This window comes from Bradyrhizobium guangdongense, assembly GCF_004114975.1.
Taxonomy (GTDB): Bacteria; Pseudomonadota; Alphaproteobacteria; order Rhizobiales; family Xanthobacteraceae; genus Bradyrhizobium; species Bradyrhizobium guangdongense.
This window is the reverse complement of sequence record NZ_CP030051.1, coordinates 5,929,025-5,950,986: the sequence shown is the minus strand read 5'-3', so window position 1 is coordinate 5,950,986 and position 21,962 is coordinate 5,929,025. Positions and strand designations below refer to the sequence as shown.

Annotated in this window: 17 protein-coding genes; 9 read left to right on the top strand and 8 right to left on the bottom strand. The window is 65.7% G+C overall.

The features are described 5' to 3' along the window. The first annotated feature begins 106 nt into the window (after positions 1-106). The gene (gene moaB / locus X265_RS28400; RefSeq protein ID WP_128967829.1) at positions 107-667 is read left to right on the top strand and encodes a molybdenum cofactor biosynthesis protein B; all 561 of its coding nucleotides are present in this window, start codon (positions 107-109) and stop codon (positions 665-667) included. 239 nt (positions 668-906) lie between these two features. Here the strand turns inward: moaB and X265_RS28395 are convergent, their stop codons facing one another. Both X265_RS28395 and X265_RS28390 read right to left on the bottom strand, forming a co-directional pair. Continuing rightward, a complete protein-coding gene (locus X265_RS28395) occupies positions 907-1,836 on the bottom strand; it encodes a bifunctional helix-turn-helix transcriptional regulator/GNAT family N-acetyltransferase (RefSeq protein ID WP_128967828.1) in 930 nt (309 codons plus the stop codon). A 66-nt stretch (positions 1,837-1,902) separates the two neighbouring features. Continuing rightward, positions 1,903-2,478 carry a glycosyltransferase family protein gene (locus tag X265_RS28390; protein ID WP_128967827.1) on the bottom strand — a complete coding sequence of 192 codons (576 nt, stop codon included), beginning with the start codon at positions 2,476-2,478 and terminating at the stop codon, positions 1,903-1,905. 330 nt (positions 2,479-2,808) lie between these two features. Here X265_RS28390 and X265_RS28385 point away from each other — a divergent pair, with 330 nt between their 5' ends. Further along, complete coding sequence (locus X265_RS28385; protein ID WP_128967826.1) at positions 2,809-3,648, top strand: RMD1 family protein; 840 nt, start codon at positions 2,809-2,811, stop codon at positions 3,646-3,648. On the opposite strand, the gene X265_RS28380 is transcribed toward X265_RS28385, so the two are convergent. The 4 genes from X265_RS28380 to X265_RS28365 all read right to left on the bottom strand — a co-directional run bounded on the left by X265_RS28380 (position 3,642) and on the right by X265_RS28365 (position 10,889). Then, positions 3,642-5,255, bottom strand: a complete 1,614-nt coding sequence (locus X265_RS28380) for a PEP/pyruvate-binding domain-containing protein (protein ID WP_128967825.1) — start codon at positions 5,253-5,255, stop codon at positions 3,642-3,644. The genes X265_RS28385 and X265_RS28380 overlap by 7 nt on opposite strands. A gap of 10 nt (positions 5,256-5,265) precedes the next feature. Next, positions 5,266-7,194: a hypothetical protein gene (locus tag X265_RS28375; protein WP_128967824.1), complete on the bottom strand. Its 1,929-nt coding sequence runs from the start codon at positions 7,192-7,194 to the stop codon at positions 5,266-5,268. A gap of 82 nt (positions 7,195-7,276) precedes the next feature. Continuing rightward, positions 7,277-8,467 carry an acetate/propionate family kinase gene (locus tag X265_RS28370; RefSeq protein WP_128967823.1) on the bottom strand — a complete coding sequence of 397 codons (1,191 nt, stop codon included), beginning with the start codon at positions 8,465-8,467 and terminating at the stop codon, positions 7,277-7,279. Between the two features lie 7 nt (positions 8,468-8,474). Further along, a complete protein-coding gene (locus X265_RS28365) occupies positions 8,475-10,889 on the bottom strand; it encodes a phosphoketolase family protein (RefSeq protein WP_164938834.1) in 2,415 nt (804 codons plus the stop codon). A gap of 210 nt (positions 10,890-11,099) precedes the next feature. Here X265_RS28365 and X265_RS28360 point away from each other — a divergent pair, with 210 nt between their 5' ends. The 4 genes from X265_RS28360 to X265_RS28345 all read left to right on the top strand — a co-directional run bounded on the left by X265_RS28360 (position 11,100) and on the right by X265_RS28345 (position 15,222). After that, positions 11,100-12,275, top strand: coding sequence for a PA0069 family radical SAM protein (locus tag X265_RS28360; RefSeq protein WP_128967821.1), 1,176 nt, complete (start codon positions 11,100-11,102; stop codon positions 12,273-12,275). Positions 12,276-12,300: 25 nt separating this feature from the next. Beyond that, entirely contained in the window at positions 12,301-12,756 is a 456-nt protein-coding gene (locus X265_RS28355) for a VOC family protein (RefSeq protein WP_128967820.1), read from the top strand. A gap of 72 nt (positions 12,757-12,828) precedes the next feature. Further along, entirely contained in the window at positions 12,829-13,614 is a 786-nt protein-coding gene (rnhB, locus tag X265_RS28350; protein WP_128967819.1) for a ribonuclease HII, read from the top strand. 99 nt (positions 13,615-13,713) lie between these two features. After that, complete coding sequence (locus tag X265_RS28345) at positions 13,714-15,222, top strand: glycosyltransferase family 39 protein (RefSeq protein WP_128967818.1); 1,509 nt, start codon at positions 13,714-13,716, stop codon at positions 15,220-15,222. A gap of 122 nt (positions 15,223-15,344) precedes the next feature. Here the strand turns inward: X265_RS28345 and X265_RS28340 are convergent, their stop codons facing one another. Then, positions 15,345-16,151, bottom strand: coding sequence for a uracil-DNA glycosylase (locus X265_RS28340; protein WP_128967817.1), 807 nt, complete (start codon positions 16,149-16,151; stop codon positions 15,345-15,347). Between the two features lie 135 nt (positions 16,152-16,286). On the opposite strand from X265_RS28340, the gene X265_RS28335 reads away from it, so the two are divergent. The 3 genes from X265_RS28335 to X265_RS28325 all read left to right on the top strand — a co-directional run bounded on the left by X265_RS28335 (position 16,287) and on the right by X265_RS28325 (position 20,969). Further along, entirely contained in the window at positions 16,287-17,948 is a 1,662-nt protein-coding gene (locus X265_RS28335) for an electron transfer flavoprotein-ubiquinone oxidoreductase (protein WP_128967816.1), read from the top strand. 315 nt (positions 17,949-18,263) lie between these two features. Next, positions 18,264-20,060 (top strand): tetratricopeptide repeat protein, encoded by a 1,797-nt coding sequence (locus X265_RS28330; protein WP_128967815.1) that lies wholly within the window; start codon positions 18,264-18,266, stop codon positions 20,058-20,060. 24 nt (positions 20,061-20,084) lie between these two features. Then, complete coding sequence (locus tag X265_RS28325; protein WP_128967814.1) at positions 20,085-20,969, top strand: 4-(cytidine 5'-diphospho)-2-C-methyl-D-erythritol kinase; 885 nt, start codon at positions 20,085-20,087, stop codon at positions 20,967-20,969. Positions 20,970-21,091: 122 nt separating this feature from the next. Here X265_RS28325 and X265_RS28320 read toward each other — a convergent pair whose 3' ends face one another. Beyond that, positions 21,092-21,958: an alpha/beta fold hydrolase gene (locus X265_RS28320; protein WP_128967813.1), complete on the bottom strand. Its 867-nt coding sequence runs from the start codon at positions 21,956-21,958 to the stop codon at positions 21,092-21,094. Between the last annotated feature and the right edge of the window lie 4 nt (positions 21,959-21,962).

The following is a 21,962-nucleotide window of genomic DNA, read 5'->3' as shown; positions in this document are numbered from 1 at the left end:
TGCCGTGCAGTGCGGTTGCACCGCACGGCGCGCACCTCTCCGGCGAACGCAAATGCGTTCGTCCGGGGATGACGGTGGTGAGTGTGGGAGCAGGAGTTAAGTCGTAATGTCCATCGACGAATCCAAACAGTTCATCCCGCTCAACATCGCGGTGCTCACCGTCTCCGACACGCGCGCGCTTGCCGATGACAAGTCCGGCCAGACCCTCGCCGATCGTCTCCTAGCTGCGGGCCATCATCTCGCCGCGCGCGAGATCGTCACCGACGACGTCGAGGCGATCCGCGCCGTCGTCCGCCGCTGGATTGCGGATGCCGGCGTCGACGTCGTCATCACCACCGGCGGCACCGGCTTCACGGGGCGCGACGTTACGCCGGAGGCGATCGAGCCCTTGTTCGAAAAGCGCATGGACGGTTTCTCGATCGCCTTTCACATGCTGAGCCACGCCAAGATCGGAACATCGACGATCCAGAGCCGCGCCACCGCGGGCGTTGCGGGGGCGACCTACATCTTCTGTCTGCCCGGCTCACCCGGCGCCTGCCGCGACGGCTGGGACGGCATCCTCAAGGCCCAGCTCGACTACCGCACGCGCCCCTGCAATTTCGTCGAGATCATGCCGCGCCTGGACGAGCATCTGCGACGGCCGAAAGCGCAGGGCGCGACGGCGTAGCTTCTTTTTCCCTTCCCCTTGTGGAAGGTGGCATAGGCGGCCTTCGGCCGCCGTACTTAACAAACGCCGAAGCGAAGCTTCGGCTATGGCGCCGGATGAGGGGTATCGATCCGCGTGCGCAGTATCGTAGGGTGGGCAAAGCGAAGCGTGCCCACGATTTTTGTCGATTGCGTGAGATCGTGGGCACGGCGCTCATGCGCCTTTGCCCACCCTACGATTCCTGACGTGCGGCGCCATAGTCACAGATCCCGCTCCCAGGTCTCGCCGATCAGATCCTGCCCGAAGCTGTGATGCGGCTTCGCCGCGACCAGCTCGAAGCCGGCGGCTTTGTAGATGCCGCGGGCGGCCACCAGGATGCTCTGCGTCCATAGCGTCATCCGCCTGTAGCCCCTCTGGCGCGCGCCCTCGATGCATTGCTGCACCAGCGCGCGGCCGACACCCAGGCCGCGTGCTTTCTTCTCCACCTGCAACAGGCGGAGCTTGGCGATCTCGTCCGTGGCCTTGACCAGGAAGATCGAGCCGACCGGCTCGCCGCCGACTTCCGCGATCCAGCAGTGCTCGCGGGCGGCGTCATAGCTCTTGATGAACTGTGCGCAGATCTCGGCGACCAGCGCCTCGTAGCTGATGTCCCAGCCGTAGTCCGCGGCATAGGCGGCGGCTTGCTTGGAGATGACCCAGCCCATGTCACCGACGCGATGGCTGCGCAGCACCACGGCAGCGCGCCGGCTCGGTCGCTGCTCGAGCACGTCCTCGATGGTCGCCATGGCCTGCGTGAGCCGCGCTGCCTCGCCGGCCGGAAGCTGCGCCAGCATGGCGGCGACCTCGGTTTGCGAGCCCAGGTTCAGCTTGGCGAAGGCCTGGCGGCCTTTGGCGGTGAGGCTGAGCTGGTGTTGTCTGCGGTCAGCGGGCAGGGGCTTGCGCGTGATCAGCCCCTTTTCGTCGAAGCTCTGGACGATGCGGCTGAGATATCCGGGGTCGAGGCCAAGCTCGTTTCCGATCTCTTTTGCCGAAACGTCGTCGCGATGGGCGAGCTCGTAGAGCACGCGGGCCTCGCTGAGCGAGAACGGGCTCTTGCCGAGGTGCTGGTCGAGCACACCGAGCTTGCGGGTATAGAAGCGGTTGAAGGCGCGGATCGCGGCGATCTGGTCGTCGGCACCGTTGTCGGACATGGCGTGTCACCTCAATACTTGCCATTGTCAAACAATTAATTGACTTTGGCAAGTATATCGTGCGCTTCAGCCCACCATGACGATCCGGCTGCGCAGCAGCGTCCGGGAGGAGCGACCGAGCCGCCTGAGCAGCCGCGCCTCGGAACGTCGGGCCTCGGGCGGGTAGCCGCCGATCCGGTCGTAATGATCACGTGCGATCAAAAGTCCCTGATCGCCGAGAGGACCGACCAGTTTGCGCACCACGGACCACAGGACATCCTGGAAGCTGGTGTCGGCATAAGGCGAGCGGGCGTAACGGAATACGGCCGCACGATCCTTGCCGCTGGCTGCGACAGCCTGGATGAACTGGGTGGTCTCTTCGATCCAGCCGGTTTCCAGCACCGCGCCGGCCGGGAGGAACATCAGCCAGGGGGAGCGGGCCTGGAGTGCGCCTGCGGCGAGCGCCGCGCCTTGCGAAGATCCCTCGTAGCCGATGAAACGGCATCCGGCGACATCCGCGACGCGCTCGATGACGCCGTTGCGGGTGCCGTCGACCAGCAGAACTTCCTTGATGATGCCCGCTGCGGCGCCGGGTACCAGTGCGGCCAGAGTTGCGACCGCGGTCTGCTCGACGCCTTCGGTCGGTATGATGACACTCAGCATGATGGAGACTTCGATGTCCGCACTTCGAGAGAAACGCAACTCGTCATGACGTTGTCATAAACACGCGACGCTGCCGAGCGCAACTTTTCGGCCCGCGTGCCGGCGTGCGATGGTGAATCGTTGCGAGCACATTCGGCCGAAAATGTCGCTTCGTGGCGGGACTGTTGCCGAATGTTTCAGCGAATCTCGCTGTCGTGGGCTTCAAACCGGGCCTTTCTCTGCCGATATGAGAGGACGGCACCTTCCGCAAGGCTATGTCAGCAATCTGACATGGACCTTGCGGCGAGGAAATACGCGTGATTGCGAGTGCGCCGAGCGAGATGTCTCCTGATGAACGCCGATCAACTTCCCGTTGCCATGACGTCCACATCGCCCAAGCCGGAGGCCGCGCCGACCTTGCGGATCCGCGCCGTGATGCTGGGCGAGCGCATCAACGCGTCGAACCTCGAACTCGGCACGCTGGTGTCCTCGACGCCCGCTGCCTTTCGCGTCCATGCCGGTCTCGCCGTGGTTTTCCGCTACGGAGTCGTGGTGCTGATCGGCCTCCTTCCCTCGGAGGAGAAGGTGGTGCTCGACAGCCTGAAATCACGCGTCACCGGCGAGTTCAGCCCCTATGAGGAGGAGACCGCGCAGGCGCAGCTTTGCCTCGACGAAAACGCGGAGACGATCCAGCCCGGCGGGCCGATCTGCGTGTCGAAATTTTCCGACGAACGGCTGCTGCTGATCGCCGATGCGCTCGCCAAGAGCACGTCGTTGGCGCGCGACGAGCGGCGCGTTGCCGCGGTCTTCGACGTCATCGAGCCCTTTGCGCGGGAGCTTGCCGAAAAAGGCCGTACGTCGCGGCGGCGCAAGGGCATCCTGCAGCTCATCGGCAATGCGCTGCTCGTGCAGCAGCGCGTCGCGGGCCGCGTCGCCGTCGCCGAGAAGCCCGATGCGCTCTGGGAGAAGCCTCAGCTCGACCGGCTCTATGCGCGACTGGAAGACGAGTATGAGCTGACCGAGCGCCTGGACACGCTCGAGCGCAAGCTCAAGGTCATTTCCGAGACGGCCGATGCACTGACCGACATCATCGACACCCAGCGCTCGCTGCGGCTCGAGATCGCGGTGGTGGTGCTGATCGTGATCGAAGTCGCGATCGGGTGCTTCCAGATTTTCGCCGGGATTCACTGAGACGCGCCGGCGCATTCCGACCGGCGGCCGCAGGACTGCGACCGCCATTCCGCGATTTCGGCGAGCTCGGCTTCCGGCCGCGTCTCTGTCGTCTGGCAGCGGCCGAGATAGATCTGCCCGGCGTCGCCCTCGATCGTAACCCAGTCGCCTTCACACAGCGTTATCTCGCCGAGCCGGGCGCTCCGCGTCCCGGTGTCGATCTTCAGTTCGCCGCAGCCGACCACGCAGGGCTTGCCCATCTGCCGCGCCACCAGCGCGGCATGCGAGGTGCGGGCGCCGACCGCCGTGACGATACCGGCCGCCACCGCAAAGCCCGCGACGTCGGCGGTGCTGGTGTCGGGGCGCAGCAGGATGACCGGCTCGCCTGCTGCCGCAAGCCGCTTGGCGCCTTCGGAATCGAATGCCGCACGGCCGATCCCGATGCCGCCGGAGGCGCCGATGCCGGACGCTGCCGGCGTACCTGCGGAAACCAGGGAGATATCGACGAGCGAAGCGAGATCGATGCCGGAGAGACGCGCCAGCGCTTCGTCCTTTGCGATCAATCCCTCGCGCACAAGGCCGATGGCGATCCTGGCCGCGGCGCGCGGTGTCCGCTTGGCCGCACGGGTCTGCAGCATCCACAGCTTGCCATCCTCGACCGTGAACTCGACGTCCTGCACGTCGCCGAATTCGCGTTCGAGCCGATCCAGAACCACGCCGAGCTCGTTCCGGATCGTCGGCAGCACGCGGGCGACCGCGTCCTCGCTATCGGGCGTGCGGCGGCCGGACACCACGTCCTCGCCCTGCGCGTCCAGCACGAGATCGATCATCGCGCGGGGCGCGCCGGTCGATGGATCGCGCGAGAACGCCACGCCCGCGCCGGAGGCAAGTCCGCCATTGCCGAACACCATCGCCTGCACCGTGACGGCGGTGCCGAGAAGGTCGTCGAGCTGCTGCAGCTTGCGATAGGTCTGCGCCCGCTCGCTCGTCCAGGACTGATAGACGGCCCGCGCGGCAGCCTCGAGCTGGGCGACCGCGTCCTCGAGCCAACCGTCGGCACGATCCTCGACCAGCGCTTGCTCCGCGGCGGCGAGCCGTTCCAGTGCTTCGCCATCCAGCTCCCGGTCGTTGGCGACGCCTTCGGCATCGACCAGCTCGGCGATGCGCGCGGCGAAGGCAGCAGGATCGAGCCCGAGCACGGTCTCGCCAAAACTCTCCAGGAAACGCCTCCGGCAATCCCAAGCGAGCCGTGGCCGGCCCGTCGCCCGGATCAGGCCGTGCGCGGCATCCAACGTGCAGCCGACGTCGAGAACGGTTTCGAGCATGCCCGGCATCGATCGCGCCGCGCCTGACCGAACCGACACCAGAAGCGGCCGCCTGCGATCGCCGAAGCGCTTGCCGGTCGCGCCTTCCAGGAAGGCGAGGCCCTCCTTCAGGCCCTCGCGCAGATGTTGCGCGGCGTGGGCACGGCCGGAAACGATGTCGGCGCAGAGCTTGATCGGCAGCACGAACGCCGGTGGCACCGGCAGGCCGAGCGCCGCCATTCGGGCAAGGTTTGCGGCCTTGGCGCCGATCTCCTCGGCAGGCCGCAATTCGGTCGCCCCAGCGCCGATACGCACGATGTGCATGGTGATGTCCTCAGGCTGCGAGATCGATCATGATGTGACGGCGCAACAGATGGCCGAAGGCGGCGAAGCGGTCGGTGGCGCGTTCCATCGCCCGTGCCAGCTCGAGCACCGAAAGCGAGGTTGCCACATCGTAGCCGCCGCGGAAGACCAGCGTGGTCGTGGCCCGCTCCTTGGTGTCCGCCGCATGTTCGGCGTCGATCAGGCGCGTCACCGCGGCCAGTGCGTCTTCGGAATCGATCCGCCGTCCCTCCGGCACGTCGATGGCAGCAGCGACACCGTTCGCCGCGGTTTCGGCCGCGGTCGCGGCCACCGCGCAAAGCTCGGCCAGCGACGCCAGCAGCGCCGGATCGGTCCGCGCGGGGAGCAGTGAGGCGACGAAAGCCGCCTGTTCGAGTTCGTCGATGGCCTCCTCGGCCCGGCCGATCAATTGGCCGATCACGGGCCGGGCATCGAGACGGTCGACCTCGTTGCGGCTCTCCAATGCGATGCGGTCGGCCTTCTGCTCGATCGCGGCGCAACGTCCTGCCAGCAGCGTGCCGTCGGCGGGCTGGCCGGTCCTGAGAGCTGCGATATGGCGTGCAATGGCGGTGACGAGATCGTGAGCCAATCCGACCTGGCGCAGCACGGCCGCAAGCAGCGCCCCGTCGACGCGATCGAGGTGCCGCACGAGATCGGCTTCGATCTGGTCACGCACGGTTCTCACGGAGCGGCCTGCAAGCAACGCCTCGGTGGAGGCGCGCAGCGCCGCCTTGAGGAAGTCGATCGCGGCGGATCGGCCGAGCGCCTGGTCGAGCCGCTCGCCGAAGCCGATCCGCGAGGGCGCGGCGTTGCGGACTGCGGATCCCAGGAGTTCATTGCCGCCGAGTTCGAGGAAGCCGCGATGGCCGATCCGGTGCCGCGCCGCCCATTCCAGGATGCGCGCCGCGTCGTCCTTGGCGACCCAGGTCCGCAGCAGCTTGCGCGCCTTGTTCCAGTCGATCAGGAAAACCAGCGCAGCACCGACTGCCGCAAGGAATTCGTTGCGATCCGCAGCATGCTTGGCCTGAAACTGGCCGGTGACGAGATAGAACGAATTGTCTTCGCCGAGACCGGCCGCGGTATGACGGTCGAGCCCGCTCCAGGTCGCTTCGAACCCGTCGAACAGAGAGATGAAGAACTCCGCCCGCGCCAGGTGCACGTCGGTGTAGGTGACGGTGACCGCGTGCTTCTTGACGGCGATCACCACGACATGTGCGTCGGTGGTGCCGATGTCGTTCTGAATCAGCAGCCGACCGCCGGAGCGCGTGGCCATCGTATCGAGGCCGGGATGGTTGAACTTCAGTCCGCGGGTTTGATTGAGCCCTTTCATGAAGGCCTCCACCGCGCTGCGATCTTCTCCATGCAGACCGAACACATGGGCTCCGTCGAGCACTTCCTCGGAGCAGCTCGCGGCCAGCACATTGAGCTTCTTGTGCAGATCCATGACCATCCGATGCAGGCTGTCGCCGGTCGAGTCCGTCACGCCGGTCAGACGCGCGATGCGGGCGAGCTCGATCTCGCTGGTGGCGTCGAGCAGGCCGGCTCCGCGGATCGTATCCAGCCGTGTCGTCACCTTTCTGCCTTCATCGGGAGCGCCAGCGACGACCGCGCGGATCATGGCCCCGGCGTCGTCCTGAATCTCCTTCATCAGCTTCGCGAGGTTCGGCGCCGCAACCCGATCCTGGCCAACCATATGCGCGCCGCTGATCAGCGTCGCGATCGCGGCAGGCGCGATGCCCGCGATCTGACTCTCGACGCTGAGATCGCTCGCGGGCCGGTCGGGCTCCCGTGCATGGTGGGCCGCGGCCTGGAGGGCGCTCATGCGCACCTTGATGCGGTCGTTGGCGGCGAGCCCTTCTGCCACCAGGGTTGGCAGCAGAATGCCGCCCTGTCCGAGTTCTTCGATGATCTGGGTCTTCATGATGTGTCCGCACAACGTTCAGTGCGTGCATCATGCCGCCGGGCGGCGGCGCTGGCGTTGCGCCAGATCATTCATGTTTCCGTCACAAACGCTCGCGGTCGTGCAGCATGCTGGCGCAGTGGCGAGCGATTGTGATCTCTTCGTTGGTAGGGATGACGAACACTGCGACTGCGCTGTCCGCTGCGTAGATGCGCTCACACGCCGCCTCGTTCGCAGTCTGATCGATGCGCACGCCGAGCCAGCCGAGACGTTCGCCGATCTCGCTGCGGATGTCTTTGGCATGCTCGCCGATGCCACCGGTGAAGACGAGGCAGTCGAGGCCGCCCAGCGTGTTCGCCATCACCGCGATCTCCTGCGCCGCACGAAACGTGAAGAGATCGACCGCCTCGCGTGCGGCAGCCTCGCGGCTCGCCAGGAGTGTGCGCATGTCGGCGGAGAGGCCAGAGACGCCGAGCAGGCCTGACTCGTGATAGAGCATGTGCTGCAAGTCCCCGGCCGACATGCGCTCGTGCTGGAGCAAATAGAGCAGCACGCCGGGATCGACGGTGCCGCAGCGCGTGCCCATCACGAGGCCGTCGAGCGGCGTCAGTCCCATCGTGGTGTCGACGCTGCGGCCTTCGTGCAAGGCGCACAGGCTCGCGCCATTGCCGAGATGGGCGATGACGGTGCGCCGGGCCGCAAGCTCCGGCGCGATGTGGCTAAGCCGGCCCGCGACATATTCGAACGAGAGGCCGTGAAAGCCGTAACGGCGCAGACCGCGCGCCTCATAGCGCCGCGGAATGGCGAAGCGGCTCGCGGGCGGCGCGAGGCCGTGATGGAAGGCGGTATCGAAACAGGCGATCTGCGTCAGTGCGGGACGGAGTGCGCCAAGGGCGCGGACCGGTGCCAGGCAGCGCGGCTGGTGCAGCGGCGCCAGCGGCGTCAGTGCCTCAAGCCTGGCGGCGATGTCATCGGTCAGCACGACGGGGCCGGAATATTCGGCACCGCCGTGGACGATGCGGTGCCCCACCGCGCGCAAGCGGCCTTCGCCGAAACGGTCTTCGATGAAGCCGAGCACGTCGGCGAACAGATGACCGCCGTCGCCATCCGAGGCCTCCCGCTGCGCCTCGAACAGCATGTCGCCCGAGGGGCTCTTGGCCGCAAGCCGCGGCTTCGCCTCGTGCTCGTCCAGCGCTCCGTTGCAAAGCAGGGCGGGCTCGGCCGTCGAGATGTCGAACAGGCCGAACTTGATGCTCGACGAGCCCGAGTTGAGAACGAGGACCGTGTCCGTCATGGCGCCGTCAATCGCCGGCTTCGGCCGGCGTGGTGCCGCCGGCGCTGTTCTGCCAGACCCATTGCTGGATTTCCGGCATGTCCTCGCCGTGCTCGCGCACGTAGCGCGTATGCTCGATCAGCTTGTCACGAAATTGCTGCTTCACATGCGCAGCCCTGGTCGCCAGATCGGGCACGCGTTCGATCGCCTCGATCGCGAGGTGATAGCGGTCGAGCTCGTTGAGCACGACCATGTCGAACGGCGTCGTCGTGGTGCCTTCCTCGGCAAAGCCGCGCACATGCATGCCGGCATGGTTGGTGCGATTATAGGTCAGACGATGGATGAGGTGGGGATAGCCATGATAGGCGAAGATCACTGGCTTGTCGTGCGTGAACAGCGAGTCGAAGTCGCGATCGCTCAGCCCGTGCGGATGCTGCTCCTTCGGTTGCAGCGTCATGAGGTCGACGACGTTGACGACGCGGATCTTCAGGTCCGGCAGCGCCTTGCGCAAGAGGTCGACGGCGGCGAGCGTCTCCAGCGTCGGCACGTCGCCGGCGCAGGCCATCACCACGTCGGGCTCGCCGCTCGTGTCCGCTGTGCCGGCCCAATTCCAGATGCCGATGCCCGCATCGCAATGCGTCGCGGCCTCCGGCATCGACAGCCATTGCGGCGCCGGCTGCTTGCCGGCGACGATGACGTTGATGCGGTTGTAGGTGCGCAGACAGTGATCGGCGATCCACAGCAGCGTGTTGGCATCCGGCGGGAAGTAGATGCGGACGATGTCGGCCTTCTTGTTGGCGACGAGATCGACGAAGCCGGGGTCCTGATGGCTGAAGCCGTTATGGTCCTGGCGCCCCACATGCGAGGTCAGGAGATAGTTGAGCGAGGCGATCGGTCGCCGCCATGGCAGATGCCGCGCCACCTTCAGCCATTTGGCATGCTGGTTGAACATGGAATCCACGATGTGGATGAAGGCCTCGTAGCAGGAGAAGAAGCCGTGCCGGCCGGTGAGCAGATAGCCCTCGAGCCAGCCCTGGCAGAGATGCTCGCTTAAGACCTCCATCACGCGGCCGTCCTGCGCGAGGTGGACGTCGTAGGGTTCGATCGGCTCCATCCAGACGCGTTCTGTGGCGTCGAACACCGCATCCAGCCGGTTTGACGCGGTCTCGTCCGGTCCCATGATGCGGAAATTTCGTTCCCCGGCGTTGAGCCGGATGACGTCGCGCAGGAATTTGCCGAGCTCGCGCGTCGCTTCTCCCGTCACAGAGCCTGGCTGCGGCACCTCGAGGGCAAATTTGCGGAAGTCCGGCAGCTTCAGGTCCTTCTTCAGCAGGCCGCCATTGGCGTGGGGATTGGCGCCCATGCGCCTGTTGCCCTGGGGAGCGAGCGCCTGCAGCTCGGGAACGAGCGCGCCGTTCTTGTCGAACAGTTTTTCAGGCTCGTAGCTGCGCATCCAGTCCTCAAGGATCTTCAAATGCGCCGGCTCCTCGCGACAACTTGCGACCGGCACCTGATGCGCGCGCCAAAAGCCTTCGACTTTCTTGCTGTCGACTTCCTTCGGGCCGGTCCAGCCCTTCGGGCTGCGCAGAACGATCATCGGCCAGCGCGGCCGCTCGATCGTCTTGCGCCCGTCGCGGGCGTGCTGCTGGATCGAGCGGATGCTGGCGAGCGCGACGTCGAGCGCATCGGCCATGGCCCGGTGCATTACCTTGGGATCGTCGCCTTCGACGAACAGCGGCTCGTGGCCGAAGCCGCGGAAGAGCTCGCGGATCTCGCTGTCGGGCATCCGGCCGAGCACGGTCGGGTTGGCGATCTTGTAGCCGTTGAGGTGCAGGATCGGCAGCACCGCGCCGTCATGCGCCGGGTTCAGGAACTTGTTGGAGTGCCAGGACGCCGCGAGCGGGCCGGTCTCGGCCTCGCCGTCGCCGACGACGCAGGCGACGATGAGGTCGGGATTGTCGAGCGCCGCGCCGTAGGCGTGCACCAGCGCGTAGCCGAGCTCGCCGCCTTCGTGGATCGAGCCCGGCGTCTCCGGCGCCGCGTGGCTCGGAATGCCTCCAGGGAAGGAGAACTGCCTGAACAGCTTGCGCAATCCGTCCGTATCGCGCCCGATATCGGGGTAGATCTCGCTGTAGCTGCCTTCGAGATAAGTGTTGGCGACCATGCCGGGTCCGCCATGGCCGGGACCGCAGACATAGATGACGTCGAGATCCTGGGCGCGGATGGCGCGGTTGAGGTGGGCATAGATGAAGTTCAGCCCCGGCGTCGTGCCCCAATGACCGAGCAGCCGCGGCTTGATGTGCGCAGGGACCAACGGCTCGCGCAGGAGCGGATTGTCCAGAAGATAGATCTGTCCAACGGAGAGGTAGTTCGCCGCCCGCCAATAGCGATCAAGGAGATCGAGGTCGCTGCTTGCAGCGGCCGATTGTTGTTGAGATGTCATATTCCTGCCGACCTTCACCGGAGATCGTCACCAACCGAGTTCCGGCGAGATCGATCCTTTGCCGGCATCAAACGGCATCGGGGTCACGCGGTGTTGCGTGAGGTCAAACCTCGGCGCGTGAAGTTTGGGCAGCGCTACTGTGCATGGGGTTGTTTTCGCGTTTTCGATTCTTGTTCTTGATTTGTTCCTTTTGCGTGTTATCTTGCTTGCATGAGTCCAGCATCTTCTTCTGCTCTCAAGCACCCGCCGGTCACGGCGCCCTCCGAGCCGGCGGGTGCGCCTTCTGATTTCCCCGCCGATTTTACAGAACTTGGTGTCGCCATCGACCGCGCACGCCGGCGAGGGCGGGGCGCCCAGTCCAATGCCAGTGGCCGTTATGAGGCCGAGGCGCGCGTCGCCTTCGATGACGGTTGGCAGAGCCTTGAGGAACTGCCGCCGTTCAAGACCAGTGTCGGTGTCGATACGTCGCGCAAGGTGATTACCCGCAACGATTCCCCCGACATCGGCTTCGATCGCTCGATCAATCCCTATCGCGGCTGCGAGCACGGCTGCGTCTATTGCTTCGCGCGGCCGACGCACGCCTATCTCGGCCTGTCGCCGGGGCTCGACTTCGAGGCAAAGCTGTTCGTGAAGCCCGAGGCGCCTGTTCTGCTCGAGAAGGAGCTCGCGGCATCAGGCTATGAGCCGCGGATGATCGCGATCGGCACCAACACCGATCCCTATCAGCCGATCGAGCGCGAGCGTAAAATCATGCGCGGCATTCTGGAGGTGCTGGAGCGCACCGGCCATCCCGTCGGCATCGTCACCAAATCCGCGCTGGTCACACGAGACATCGACATTCTCGCAGCGATGGCCAGGCGCAACCTTGCCAAGGTCGCGATTTCGGTGACCTCGCTCGATCCGAAGCTGGCGCGGACCATGGAGCCGAGGGCCTCGACGCCGCCGAAGCGACTGGAGGCGCTGAAGCAGCTCTCGGAGGCCGGCATTCCGACCACCGTGATGGTCGCGCCCGTGATCCCCGCGCTGAACGATTCCGAGATCGAGCGCATTCTCGATGCGGCCGCGCATGCCGGCGTCAAGGAAGCGTCCTACGTGCTGCTGCGGCTGCCGCTCGAGGTGCGCGATCTCTTCCGCGAATGGCTGATGGCGAACTATCCGGACCGCTACCGCCACGTTTTCACGCTGATCCGCGACATGCGCGGCGGTCGCGATTACGATTCGAAATGGGGTGAGCGGATGAAGGGCACCGGACCGATGGCCTGGACCATCGGCCGCCGCTTCGAGATCGCCTGCGACAGGCTCGGTCTCAACAAGCGCCGCTCGAAGCTGACAACGGATCACTTTGTGCGACCGAAGCAGAACGGCGAGCAGCTCAGCCTGTTCTGACAGACGAGGTCCCGCGAGGCGTGCGATGAGTAAGGAACTACCGGCCCCGGTGCCGCGACTGACGGTGATCACGCTCGGCGTCAGCGACATCCGCACCAGCATCGCCTTTTACGACGCGCTCGGCTTTTCACGCCGGCTGAAGGCGACAGGCGAGGCCGTCGCGTTCTACGACACCGGCGGTCCGCTGCTTGCCCTGTTTCACTGGGACCAGCTCGCTGCCGATGCCAGGCTGCCTCACAAGCCGAGGCCCACGACCTTCCGCGGCGTCACGCTGGCGTGGAACTGCGCCTCGCGCGAGGAGGTCGATGCGGTGCTGATGTTTGCGCTCAGCAAAGGCGCCATCCTGCTCAAGTCCGCGCATGAGACCGATTACGGCGGCTATTCCGGCTATTTCGCCGATCCCGACGGCCATCCCTGGGAGGTCGTGGTCGCGCCCGGCATCGAAGTCGGCGACGACAGGCGGGTGCATCTGGCGGACTGACGCTGATGAATAACGGGAATTGCGTGGGGTTCCCGGTTGCGCTGGCCGGGCGGCTTGCGCACGATCCCGGCCATGATTCGGGACAAATCCGCCAAGAAGCCGGCCAAGGACGCGCTGGAGAAGGACGTTGCCAGGAAGGCCGCGCCGGCCAAGGCGAGCTTCCGCCGCGAGCGCGCGCTGATCAAGCGCGGCGTCTGGCCGATCGCGGGCTGCGACGAGGCCGGCCGCGGGCCGCTGGCCGGCCCGGTGGTGGCGGCCGCGGTGATTCTCGATCCCGACCGCATCCCGCGCGGCATCGATGATTCGAAACGGCTGACGGCGGAAGAACGCGAAAAGCTGTTCGACAAGATCTGCGCCACCGCCCAGGTCTCGGTCGCCATCGCTTCGCCCGCGCGCATCGACCGCGACAACATCCTGCGCGCCTCGCTGTGGGCGTTGAAGCGCGCGGTGCTCGCGCTGCCCGAAGCGCCCCGCCATGTCTTCGTCGACGGCCGCGATCGGCTCGACACGCCTTGCGACTGCGAGGCCGTGATCGGCGGTGACGGCATCGTCCTGTCGATCGCCGCCGCGTCCATCGTCGCCAAGGTGACGCGCGACCGGCTGATGTGCGCGCTGGCGCAGGACTGCCCGGGCTACGGCTTCGAGCAGCACAAGGGCTATGGCGTCCCGGAGCATCTCGACGCGCTCAACCGCCTCGGCCCCACAATCCATCACCGCAGCTTCTTCGCCCCGGTCGCTGCCGCCCGCGCCAAGCATATGCCCTGGACGGTCGAACCGGTGCGCGATCTGTTCGAGCCCGCCGAACTCGAAGTGCAGGCGGAGACGAGCGTTGAAATCAATGTTTCAGCAGGTCTCTAGCGCAGACGGTCGTTGCCACGACGCGCAGCGCGCTTTATCAAAATAGTCTTGAGCGAATAGGGCCGGCTGGACGGGTTGGCTGCATCTTTCGGGCGTTGCATGCGGTTTACCTCCCTGGTCATCGAGCTCATTCGCGCCCGGCCGCGGCTGATCGTCTGGATCGCTGTGCTGCTCCAGGCAGCGATGTGGCTGCTGGTCGCTCTGTTGTTCTATCGCAGCCCGCCCGGCAGCCTTGCGACCCTGCTGGCCTTCGGCCGGGAATATCAGGTCGGCACTGATCTCGGCCCGCCGCTCTCGATCTGGCTCGCCGACATCGCCTATCGCGCCGCGGGCGGCCACATGTTCGGCGTCTACGTGCTCGCTGAGCTCTGCGAGATCGCGACCTTTGTCGCGCTCTACCACTTGGCGCGCGCGGTGGTGGGCACGCAGCAGGCGGTGCTCGCCGTGCTCTTGACCATGACGGTGCTGGCCTTCTCCTCGTCCGCGCTCGATTTTGGTCCCCTGGTGCTGGCGCGGCCGCTCTGGACGCTGTTGCTGCTGCATTCCTGGCAGATCATCGGACAGCGCCGCGGCAATGCCTGGTTCGCCTGGTCGATCGAAGCAGGCCTCTTGCTCCTGACCACGCCGGCCGCGATCTACCTGCTCGCGCTGCTTGTCATCTTCGCGCTCGCGACCGCGGGCGGCCGCCGGACCTTGCGCGCGCTCGATCCGCTGTTCGCGCTCATCGTCGTCGCCGTGCTGGCGCTGCCTTATGCCGTCTGGCTGATGCGCGCCGAGACCCTCGTGCTGCCGGCGCTGCCGCAATTTGCCAACCTCAGCGCGCGCGCGATCCACGCCGCCTGGCTGTTCGGTGGGCTTGCGCTCGGAGCCGTGGCGGTTCCGGTGCTGAGTTTCCTCAACACGCCCCTGTTCGCCGGCAAGGGCGAGGAGGCGCCGATCATCTACCGGCCGCCGGTCGAGCCGCTCGCGCGCAACTTCGTCTATTTCTTTGCGCTGGCGCCTGCGCTCGGGGCGGTCCTGATATCAGGCGTGTTCGGATTCGACGCCGTCATCGGCGGCCCGGGCGTCCTGCTGCTCATGTCGGGCCTTGCCATGGTTGTCGTATCAGGCGATCTCATCGCGATGCGTCGGGCACGGATGCTGCGGACCGTGTGGCTTGCGGCCATCGTCGCACCCGCCATCGGCGTCGTGCTGGCCGTGCTGTTCTTGCCCTGGACGGGTGCCGGCGAGATCGCGACCTCGATGCCGGCGCGCGCGATCTCGGATTTCTTCGACGAGAGCTTTGCCCGCCGCACCAACCATCGCCTGCGCGCGGTCGCCGGCGAAACCCAGCTCGCGAGCCTGATCGCGCTGCATTCCGGCCGGCCGCATCTGTTCATCGATGCTGATCCTGGACGCACGCCGTGGATGTCACAGGCCAAATTCGGCGAGAGCGGCGGCGTGGTGGTCTGGCGTGCCTCTGATACCGCCGGGACTCCGCCCCCCGAAATCCTCGCGCGCTTTCCCGGCATTGTGCCGGAAGTGCCGCGCGCCTTCGAATGGCTGGTGACGGGGCGCCAGGGATTATTGCGCATCGGCTGGGCGATCGTGCGGCCAAAGGGGACTTAGCGAACTGTCTCCGCAGTCATTGCGAGGAGCCCTTGCGATGAAGCGATCCACACTGTCTCAGCGGAGGGATTCTGGATTGCTTCGCTGCGCTCGCAATGACCGGGAGAGAGATTTCCGCCGCCTCACGCCCCCGCCAATGCCCTCGCGATCGCCCGCAGATCCTGCCAGGCCAGACGCTTGTAGGACGGCGAACGCAAGAGATAGGCCGGGTGGAACGTCGGCAGTGCGCGGATGGTGCGTTGGCCGGTCTCGTAGTCGAACCAGCGGCCGCGCGTGCGCATGATGCCTTCGCGGGTGGACAGCAGCGTCTGCGTCGAGGGATTGCCGAGCGTTACCAGCACGTCGGGATTCACCAATTCGATATGGCGCTGGATGAACGGCAGGCAGATTTGTGTCTCCTGCGGCGTCGGCGTGCGATTGCCCGGCGGCCGCCAAGGGATGACGTTGGTGATGTAGGCCGTGGTACGATTGAGCCCGATCGCACCAATCATCAGGTCGAGCAGCTTTCCGCTGCGCCCGACGAAAGGCAGCCCCTCGATGTCCTCGTCGCGGCCGGGCGCCTCGCCGACGAACATGATGCGCGCCTGCGGATTGCCGTCCGCGAACACCAGCCGCGTCGCGGTGTGTTTCAGCGCGCAGCCTTCGAAGTTCTGCATGAGTTCGCGAAGCGCCTCGAGCGTAGGCGCGGTGCGCGCGGCCTCGCGTGCCGAGGCAATCGCGACGTCGGGGGCCGGAGCGGCCTCGCCACGGATCACCGCAGGCGCGGCGACAGGGCGCGGTGCCTCGACCGGCGCTACGCGAGGTGCCGGCGGCGGGGCGTCTAATTCCGCCAGGCGGTCGATCGGTTCCTCGGCGAGCGCGCAGTCGACACCGGCCTCCAGATAGAAGGCGAGAAGCTCTCGGACAGTGGGTGCGGGCTCGGGGATCATCGGAAAGTCAGACTATTAGTTCATCTTAAGGCGCCTTGCATCCCAGCGGAACGCATTTCCGTGGTTGTCCTACCCGGAAAAATCGGAAACAAGGGGGCGCAAATGACGAGGAACCGTCTCAAGGGCTGAGATCAGATGAGCACCGAAGAACTTCCCCCGCGCGAATCCATGGAATTCGACGTCGTTATCGTCGGCGCCGGTCCCTCGGGCCTGGCCGCCGCGATCCGGCTGAAGCAGATCAACGCCGATCTCAACGTCGTCGTCGTGGAGAAGGGCTCCGAGGTCGGTGCGCATATTCTCTCCGGCGCCGTGATCGACCCGGCCGGGCTCGACAAGCTGATCCCGGACTGGCGCGAGGATTCCGATTGCCCGCTGAAGACGCAGGTGAAGGACGACCGCTTCTTCTGGTTCACCGAGACCAGCGCGATCAAGCTGCCGAACTTCATCATGCCGCCGCTGATGGACAACCATCACTGCTATATCGGTTCGCTCGGCAATGTCTGCCGCTGGCTCGCGCGCAAGGCCGAGGCGCTCGGCGTCGAGATCTATCCGGGCTTTGCCGCCGCCGAAGTGCTCTATGACGAGAAGGGCAAGGTCAAGGGCATCGCCACCGGCGACATGGGCGTCGGCCGCGACGGCAAGCCGAAGGACTCCTTCACCCGCGGCATGGAGTTGCTCGGCAAGTACACGCTGTTTGCCGAAGGCGCGCGCGGCAGCCTGAGCAAGCAGCTCATCAACAAGTTCGCGCTCGACGCCAAGAGCGAACCGCCGAAGTTCGGCATCGGCCTCAAGGAAGTCTGGCAGATCGATCCCGCCAAGCACCAGAAGGGACTGGTCCAGCACGCGGTCGGCTGGCCGCTCAAGAACGATACCGGCGGTGGCCTGTTCTTCTATCACTATGACGAAAACCTGGTCTCGATCGGCTTCGTCGTCCACCTCAACTACAACGATCCGTATCTTTCGCCGTTCGACGAATTCCAGCGCGTCAAGAACCATCCCGCAGTGCGTGCGACGCTCGAAGGCGGCAAGCGGCTCGCTTACGGCGCGCGTGCGATCACCGAAGGCGGCTATCAATCGGTGCCGCGGCTGAGCTTCCCCGGCGGCGCGCTGATCGGCTGCGCGGCGGGGTTCGTCAACGTGCCGCGGATCAAGGGCGTGCACAATGCGATGGGCACCGGCATGCTGGCCGCAGAGCATGTCGCAGCTGCGCTCGCCGCCGATCGCGCCAATGACGAACTCGTCGAATACGAGAACGCCTGGCGCGATTCCGTCGTGGGCAAGGACCTCTATCCGGTCCGCAACGCCAAGCCGCTCTTGTCGAAGTTTGGCACCTTCATCGGGGCCGGGCTCGGCATCTTCGACATGTGGTGCAACACGCTGTTCGGTGCCTCGCTGTTCGGCACTCAGTCGCACGCCAAGCCGGATCGCGCGACGCTCGATCCGGCCAAGAGCCACGCACCAAAGGCCTATCCGAAGCCCGACGGCAAGATCTCGTTCGACAAGCTCTCCTCGGTGTTCCTGTCCAACACCAACCATGAGGAGGATCAGCCGGTCCACCTGAAGGTTACCGACATGAACCTCCAGAAGACGTCGGAGCACGACGTCTTCGCCGGCCCTTCGAATCGCTATTGCCCGGCCGGCGTTTACGAATGGGTTGAGGAGGGCGGCAGCCCGCGCTTCCAGATCAACGCGCAGAACTGCGTCCATTGCAAAACCTGCGACGTGAAGGATCCCAACGGCAACATCACCTGGGTTCCTCCGGAAGGGGGCGGCGGGCCGAACTACGAAGCGATGTAGGCGCGCAAGGGCGCCAAATGGCTCCGAAGCGTGATGTAGCGCACGTTCGCGTGAGAACGGGAGTCCTGCGGGTGCCCCTCGGTCACGATAAGGCCATAGTAGCGGCGTCTTGGGGCCTCTCGACGGTCACTTGAACGGTGACTTGGCCGATTTGGGGCGTGCGGAGGGGATCGCCCGGTCCGAATCCTTGCGGTGAAGCGCCAAAAGCGGCATTGTCCGGACCGACGGTTCCGGGTCCCGATGTCGCCGGCCGCGTTCGCGTGCGAGACGGCCTTTGCTCCAAACCCAGGCACCACCAACTCAAGGCGAGCCCTGATGTTCTCAAATCGTTTCAACCGCTGGACTGCTGCTGCCATCGCTCTTGCCGGCTCCGCAATCGTGGCGGTCCCCAGCGCGGTGCTGGCGCAGACACCGGATCATCCGGCCGACACGGCGGCGCAGTTTCCGACCCGGAACGATCTGAAGTCGCTCACCAGCGCCGGCAGCTATCTTGCCGCCCGTCACGCCAGCGTCGAGCGGGATGCGACCTCGGCTGCCGCGTTCTACCGCTCCGCGCTGCGGACCGATCCCAAGAACAACGAACTGCTCGATCGCGCCTTCATTTCGTCGGTCGACGACGGCGACATCGACGAAGCGGTCAAGCTCGCCGAGCGGATTCTCACCATCGACAAGACCAATCGCGTCGCTCGCCTGGTGGTCGGCGTGCATGATCTGAAGCTGAAGAAGTATCCGAGCGCGCAGAGCAACATCAACCAGTCGGTCCGCGGACCGATTACCGATCTCGTCGCGACGCTGCTGTCCGGCTGGGCCGCCTATGGCGCGGGCGACGCCAAGGGTGCGGTTGCGACCATCGACAAGCTCGCAGGCCCGGAATGGTATCCGTTGTTCAAGGACCTGCACGCCGGCATGATCCTCGAGAACGCCGGCAAGGAGAAGGACGCGGGCGCCCGCTTCGAGCGCGCCTACAAGCTCGACGATTCCATGCTGCGCGTCACCGAGGCCTATGCACGCTGGCTGTCGCGCAACAAGGACGCCGCCTCGGCAACCGCGATCTACGAAGCATTCGACAAGAAGCTCGCCCGTCATCCGCTGATCGTGGAAGGTCTGCGTGAGACCAAGGCGGGCAAGAAGCTGCCGCCGCTGGTCGATTCCGCGCAGGCCGGCGCGGCCGAGGCGCTTTACGGCATCGGCGCCACGCTGACCCGCCGCGGCGGCGAGGATCTTGCGCTGGTCTATCTCCAGCTCGCGCTCTATCTCCAGCCCACTCATCCCCTGGCCTTGCTCTCGCTCGCCGACCTCTATGAATCCGTGAAGCGTCCGCAGATGGCGATCAAGATCTATGAGCGCGTGCCGTCGAGCTCGCCATTGAAGCGCAACGCGCAGATCCAGCTCGCCATCGATCTGGACTCCGCCGATCGCACCGACGAGGCGATCAAGATCCTCAAGGGCGTGACATCGGAGGATCCCAAGGATCTCGAAGCCATCATGGCGCTCGGCAATATCGAGCGCGGCCGCAAGAAGTTCGGCGACTGCGGGGCGACCTATTCGCAGGGCATCGACGTGCTGCTTGCCGGCAACGACAAGGCCAACAGCGTCTGGTACTATTATCGCGGCATCTGCGAGGAGCGCTCCAAGCAATGGGCGAAGGCCGAGGCCGACATGAAGAAGGCGCTCGAGCTCCAGCCCGACCAGCCGCACGTCCTGAACTATCTCGGCTATTCCTGGATCGACCAGGGCGTGAATCTCGACGAAGGCATGAAGATGATCAAGCGTGCCGTCGAGCAGCGTCCCGACGACGGCTACATCGTCGACTCGCTCGGCTGGGCCTATTACCGCATCGGCAACTACGAAGAGGCGGTGAAGAATCTCGAGCGCGCCATCGACCTCAAGCCCGAAGATCCCACCATCAACGACCATCTCGGCGACGCCTATTGGCGCGTCGGCCGTACCCTGGAAGCCAAATTCCAGTGGGCGCATGCCCGTGATCTCAAGCCCGAGCCGGAGGAGCTTCCGAAGATCGAGGCCAAGATCGCGAACGGCCTCACCGACGATAGCTCGAACTCTTCGGCCGCGCAGGCGGACAAGAAGAAAGACGACGACAAGGGCGGTTAAGGTTGCGTTGAGGGGGCATCGCCAATGCCGGCGTTGGTTGAAGAAGGGCGCGCGAAGGTCAACTTAAGCCTTCGCGTGGTCGGCCGTCGCGCCGACGGCTATCATGATCTCGAAAGCGTGGTCGCGTTTGCCGACTGTGCCGACCGGCTCACCCTGGAGCCGGGTAGCGAGCTCAGGCTTGCGACCACGGGGCCGCTTGCGGCGGCTTGCGGCGAGGCCTCGGACAATCTCGTGTTCAAAACCGCCAAGCTGTTGGCGGACGCCGTGCCGAACTTGAAGCTCGGCGCTTTCGCGCTCGACAAGGTTTTGCCGGTCGCAGCCGGGATCGGCGGCGGCTCGGCCGATGCCGCTGCGGCGCTGCGGCTGCTGGCGCGTCTCAACGATCTTCCGCTCGATGATCCCAGGCTCCAGCAAGTCGCGCTCGCGACCGGCGCCGACGTGCCGGTGTGCCTGCTTTCGCGCGCCTGCGACATGACTGGCGTCGGCGAGCAGCTGCTGCCGCTGGCCTTGCCGAGCATGCCCTGCGTGATGGTCAATCCGCGCGTGCCGGTCGCGACCAAGGACGTGTTCCAGGCGCTGGGCCTGCGCAATGGCGAATTGCTGGTCGGGGCCACTTCGGTCCTCGGAGCTCCGGCCTGGCCGGGCGAGGGCGGATCGATTGCCGATTGGGTCGAGGTTCTCGAAACCGTCGCCAATGACCTCGAAGCCCCCGCGCTGCGCATCGAGCCGGTGATCGGTGATGTGCTGGAAGCCTTGCGCTCTTCCGCCGGTGTCAAGCTCGCACGCATGTCCGGCTCGGGTGCGACCTGCTTCGCGATTTATGGCGCGCCGAGCGACGCGCACGCCGCCGCCGAGAAGATCCACAGGGATCACCCCGGCTGGTGGGTGCATGCGGGAACGTTGAGCTAGGTATTTTTTCGCCGACGGTCCTGTAGGGTGGGCAAAGGCGCGCAAGCGCCGTGCCCGCGATCTTTCGCCGATCGTGACAGCCGGTGGGCACGCTACGCTTTGCCCACCCTACGGCAGCGGAGCTAGTCGATGCTCTCCAGCCCCAGAAACCGTCGGATCTCGCCCAGCACCTCATCCGGCTTGTCGTGTTGCAGCCAGTGTCCGGCCCCGGCGATGGTCTCGACGCGCGCCTGCTGGAAATAGCGCTCCAGTCCCGCCGAGCGCGCGCCGGCGAGAAAACTTTCGCCGGCGTTCAGTAGCGTCGGGCAGGCGATCCGCGACCACAGCGCGACGTGATCGTCCGGCCAGAGCCGGTGCGGCGCCGAGGCGCGCTGGTAGGGATCGAATTTCCAGCTATAGGTGCCGTCCTCGTTCCGGCGCGCGCCATGGGTCGCAAGATGCTGCGCGAGCTCGCGTGACAGCCGCTTGTTGTGAAGCACCATCTGCGCGGCCGCATCTTCCAGGGTCGAATAGCGGCGCGGCGTGCGATCGTGCAGCCTGTCGAGCTGGCTCACCCATTTGCTGATGCGCTCGTGCGTCGGCGGCTTGGGCGCATCGGGCAACATCGTCACACCGTCGAGCACGACGAGCTTCGAGACCAGCTCGGGGAATGCCCCCGAAAAGATCAGGCTTACCATGCCGCCCATCGAATGGCCGATGAGCGTCACTTGAGGCGCTGCGATGGCGCGGACGAGCTGGATGAGGTCGTAGACATACTCCGTCAGCGCGTAGCTGCCGCCGCGGGTCCAGTCGGAATCGCCGTGGCCGCGCAGGTCGGGCGCGATCACATGAAAATGCTGACGCAGCGGGCGGGCAATGGCGTCCCAGCTCCGGCAATGATCGCGGCCGCCATGGACCAGCATGAGAGGCGGCGCACCTTCGTTGCCCCAATCGGCATAATGCAGCCGTAGTCCGTGAGACTCGTAATAGCGACTTTGCGGAACGAGCATCGTG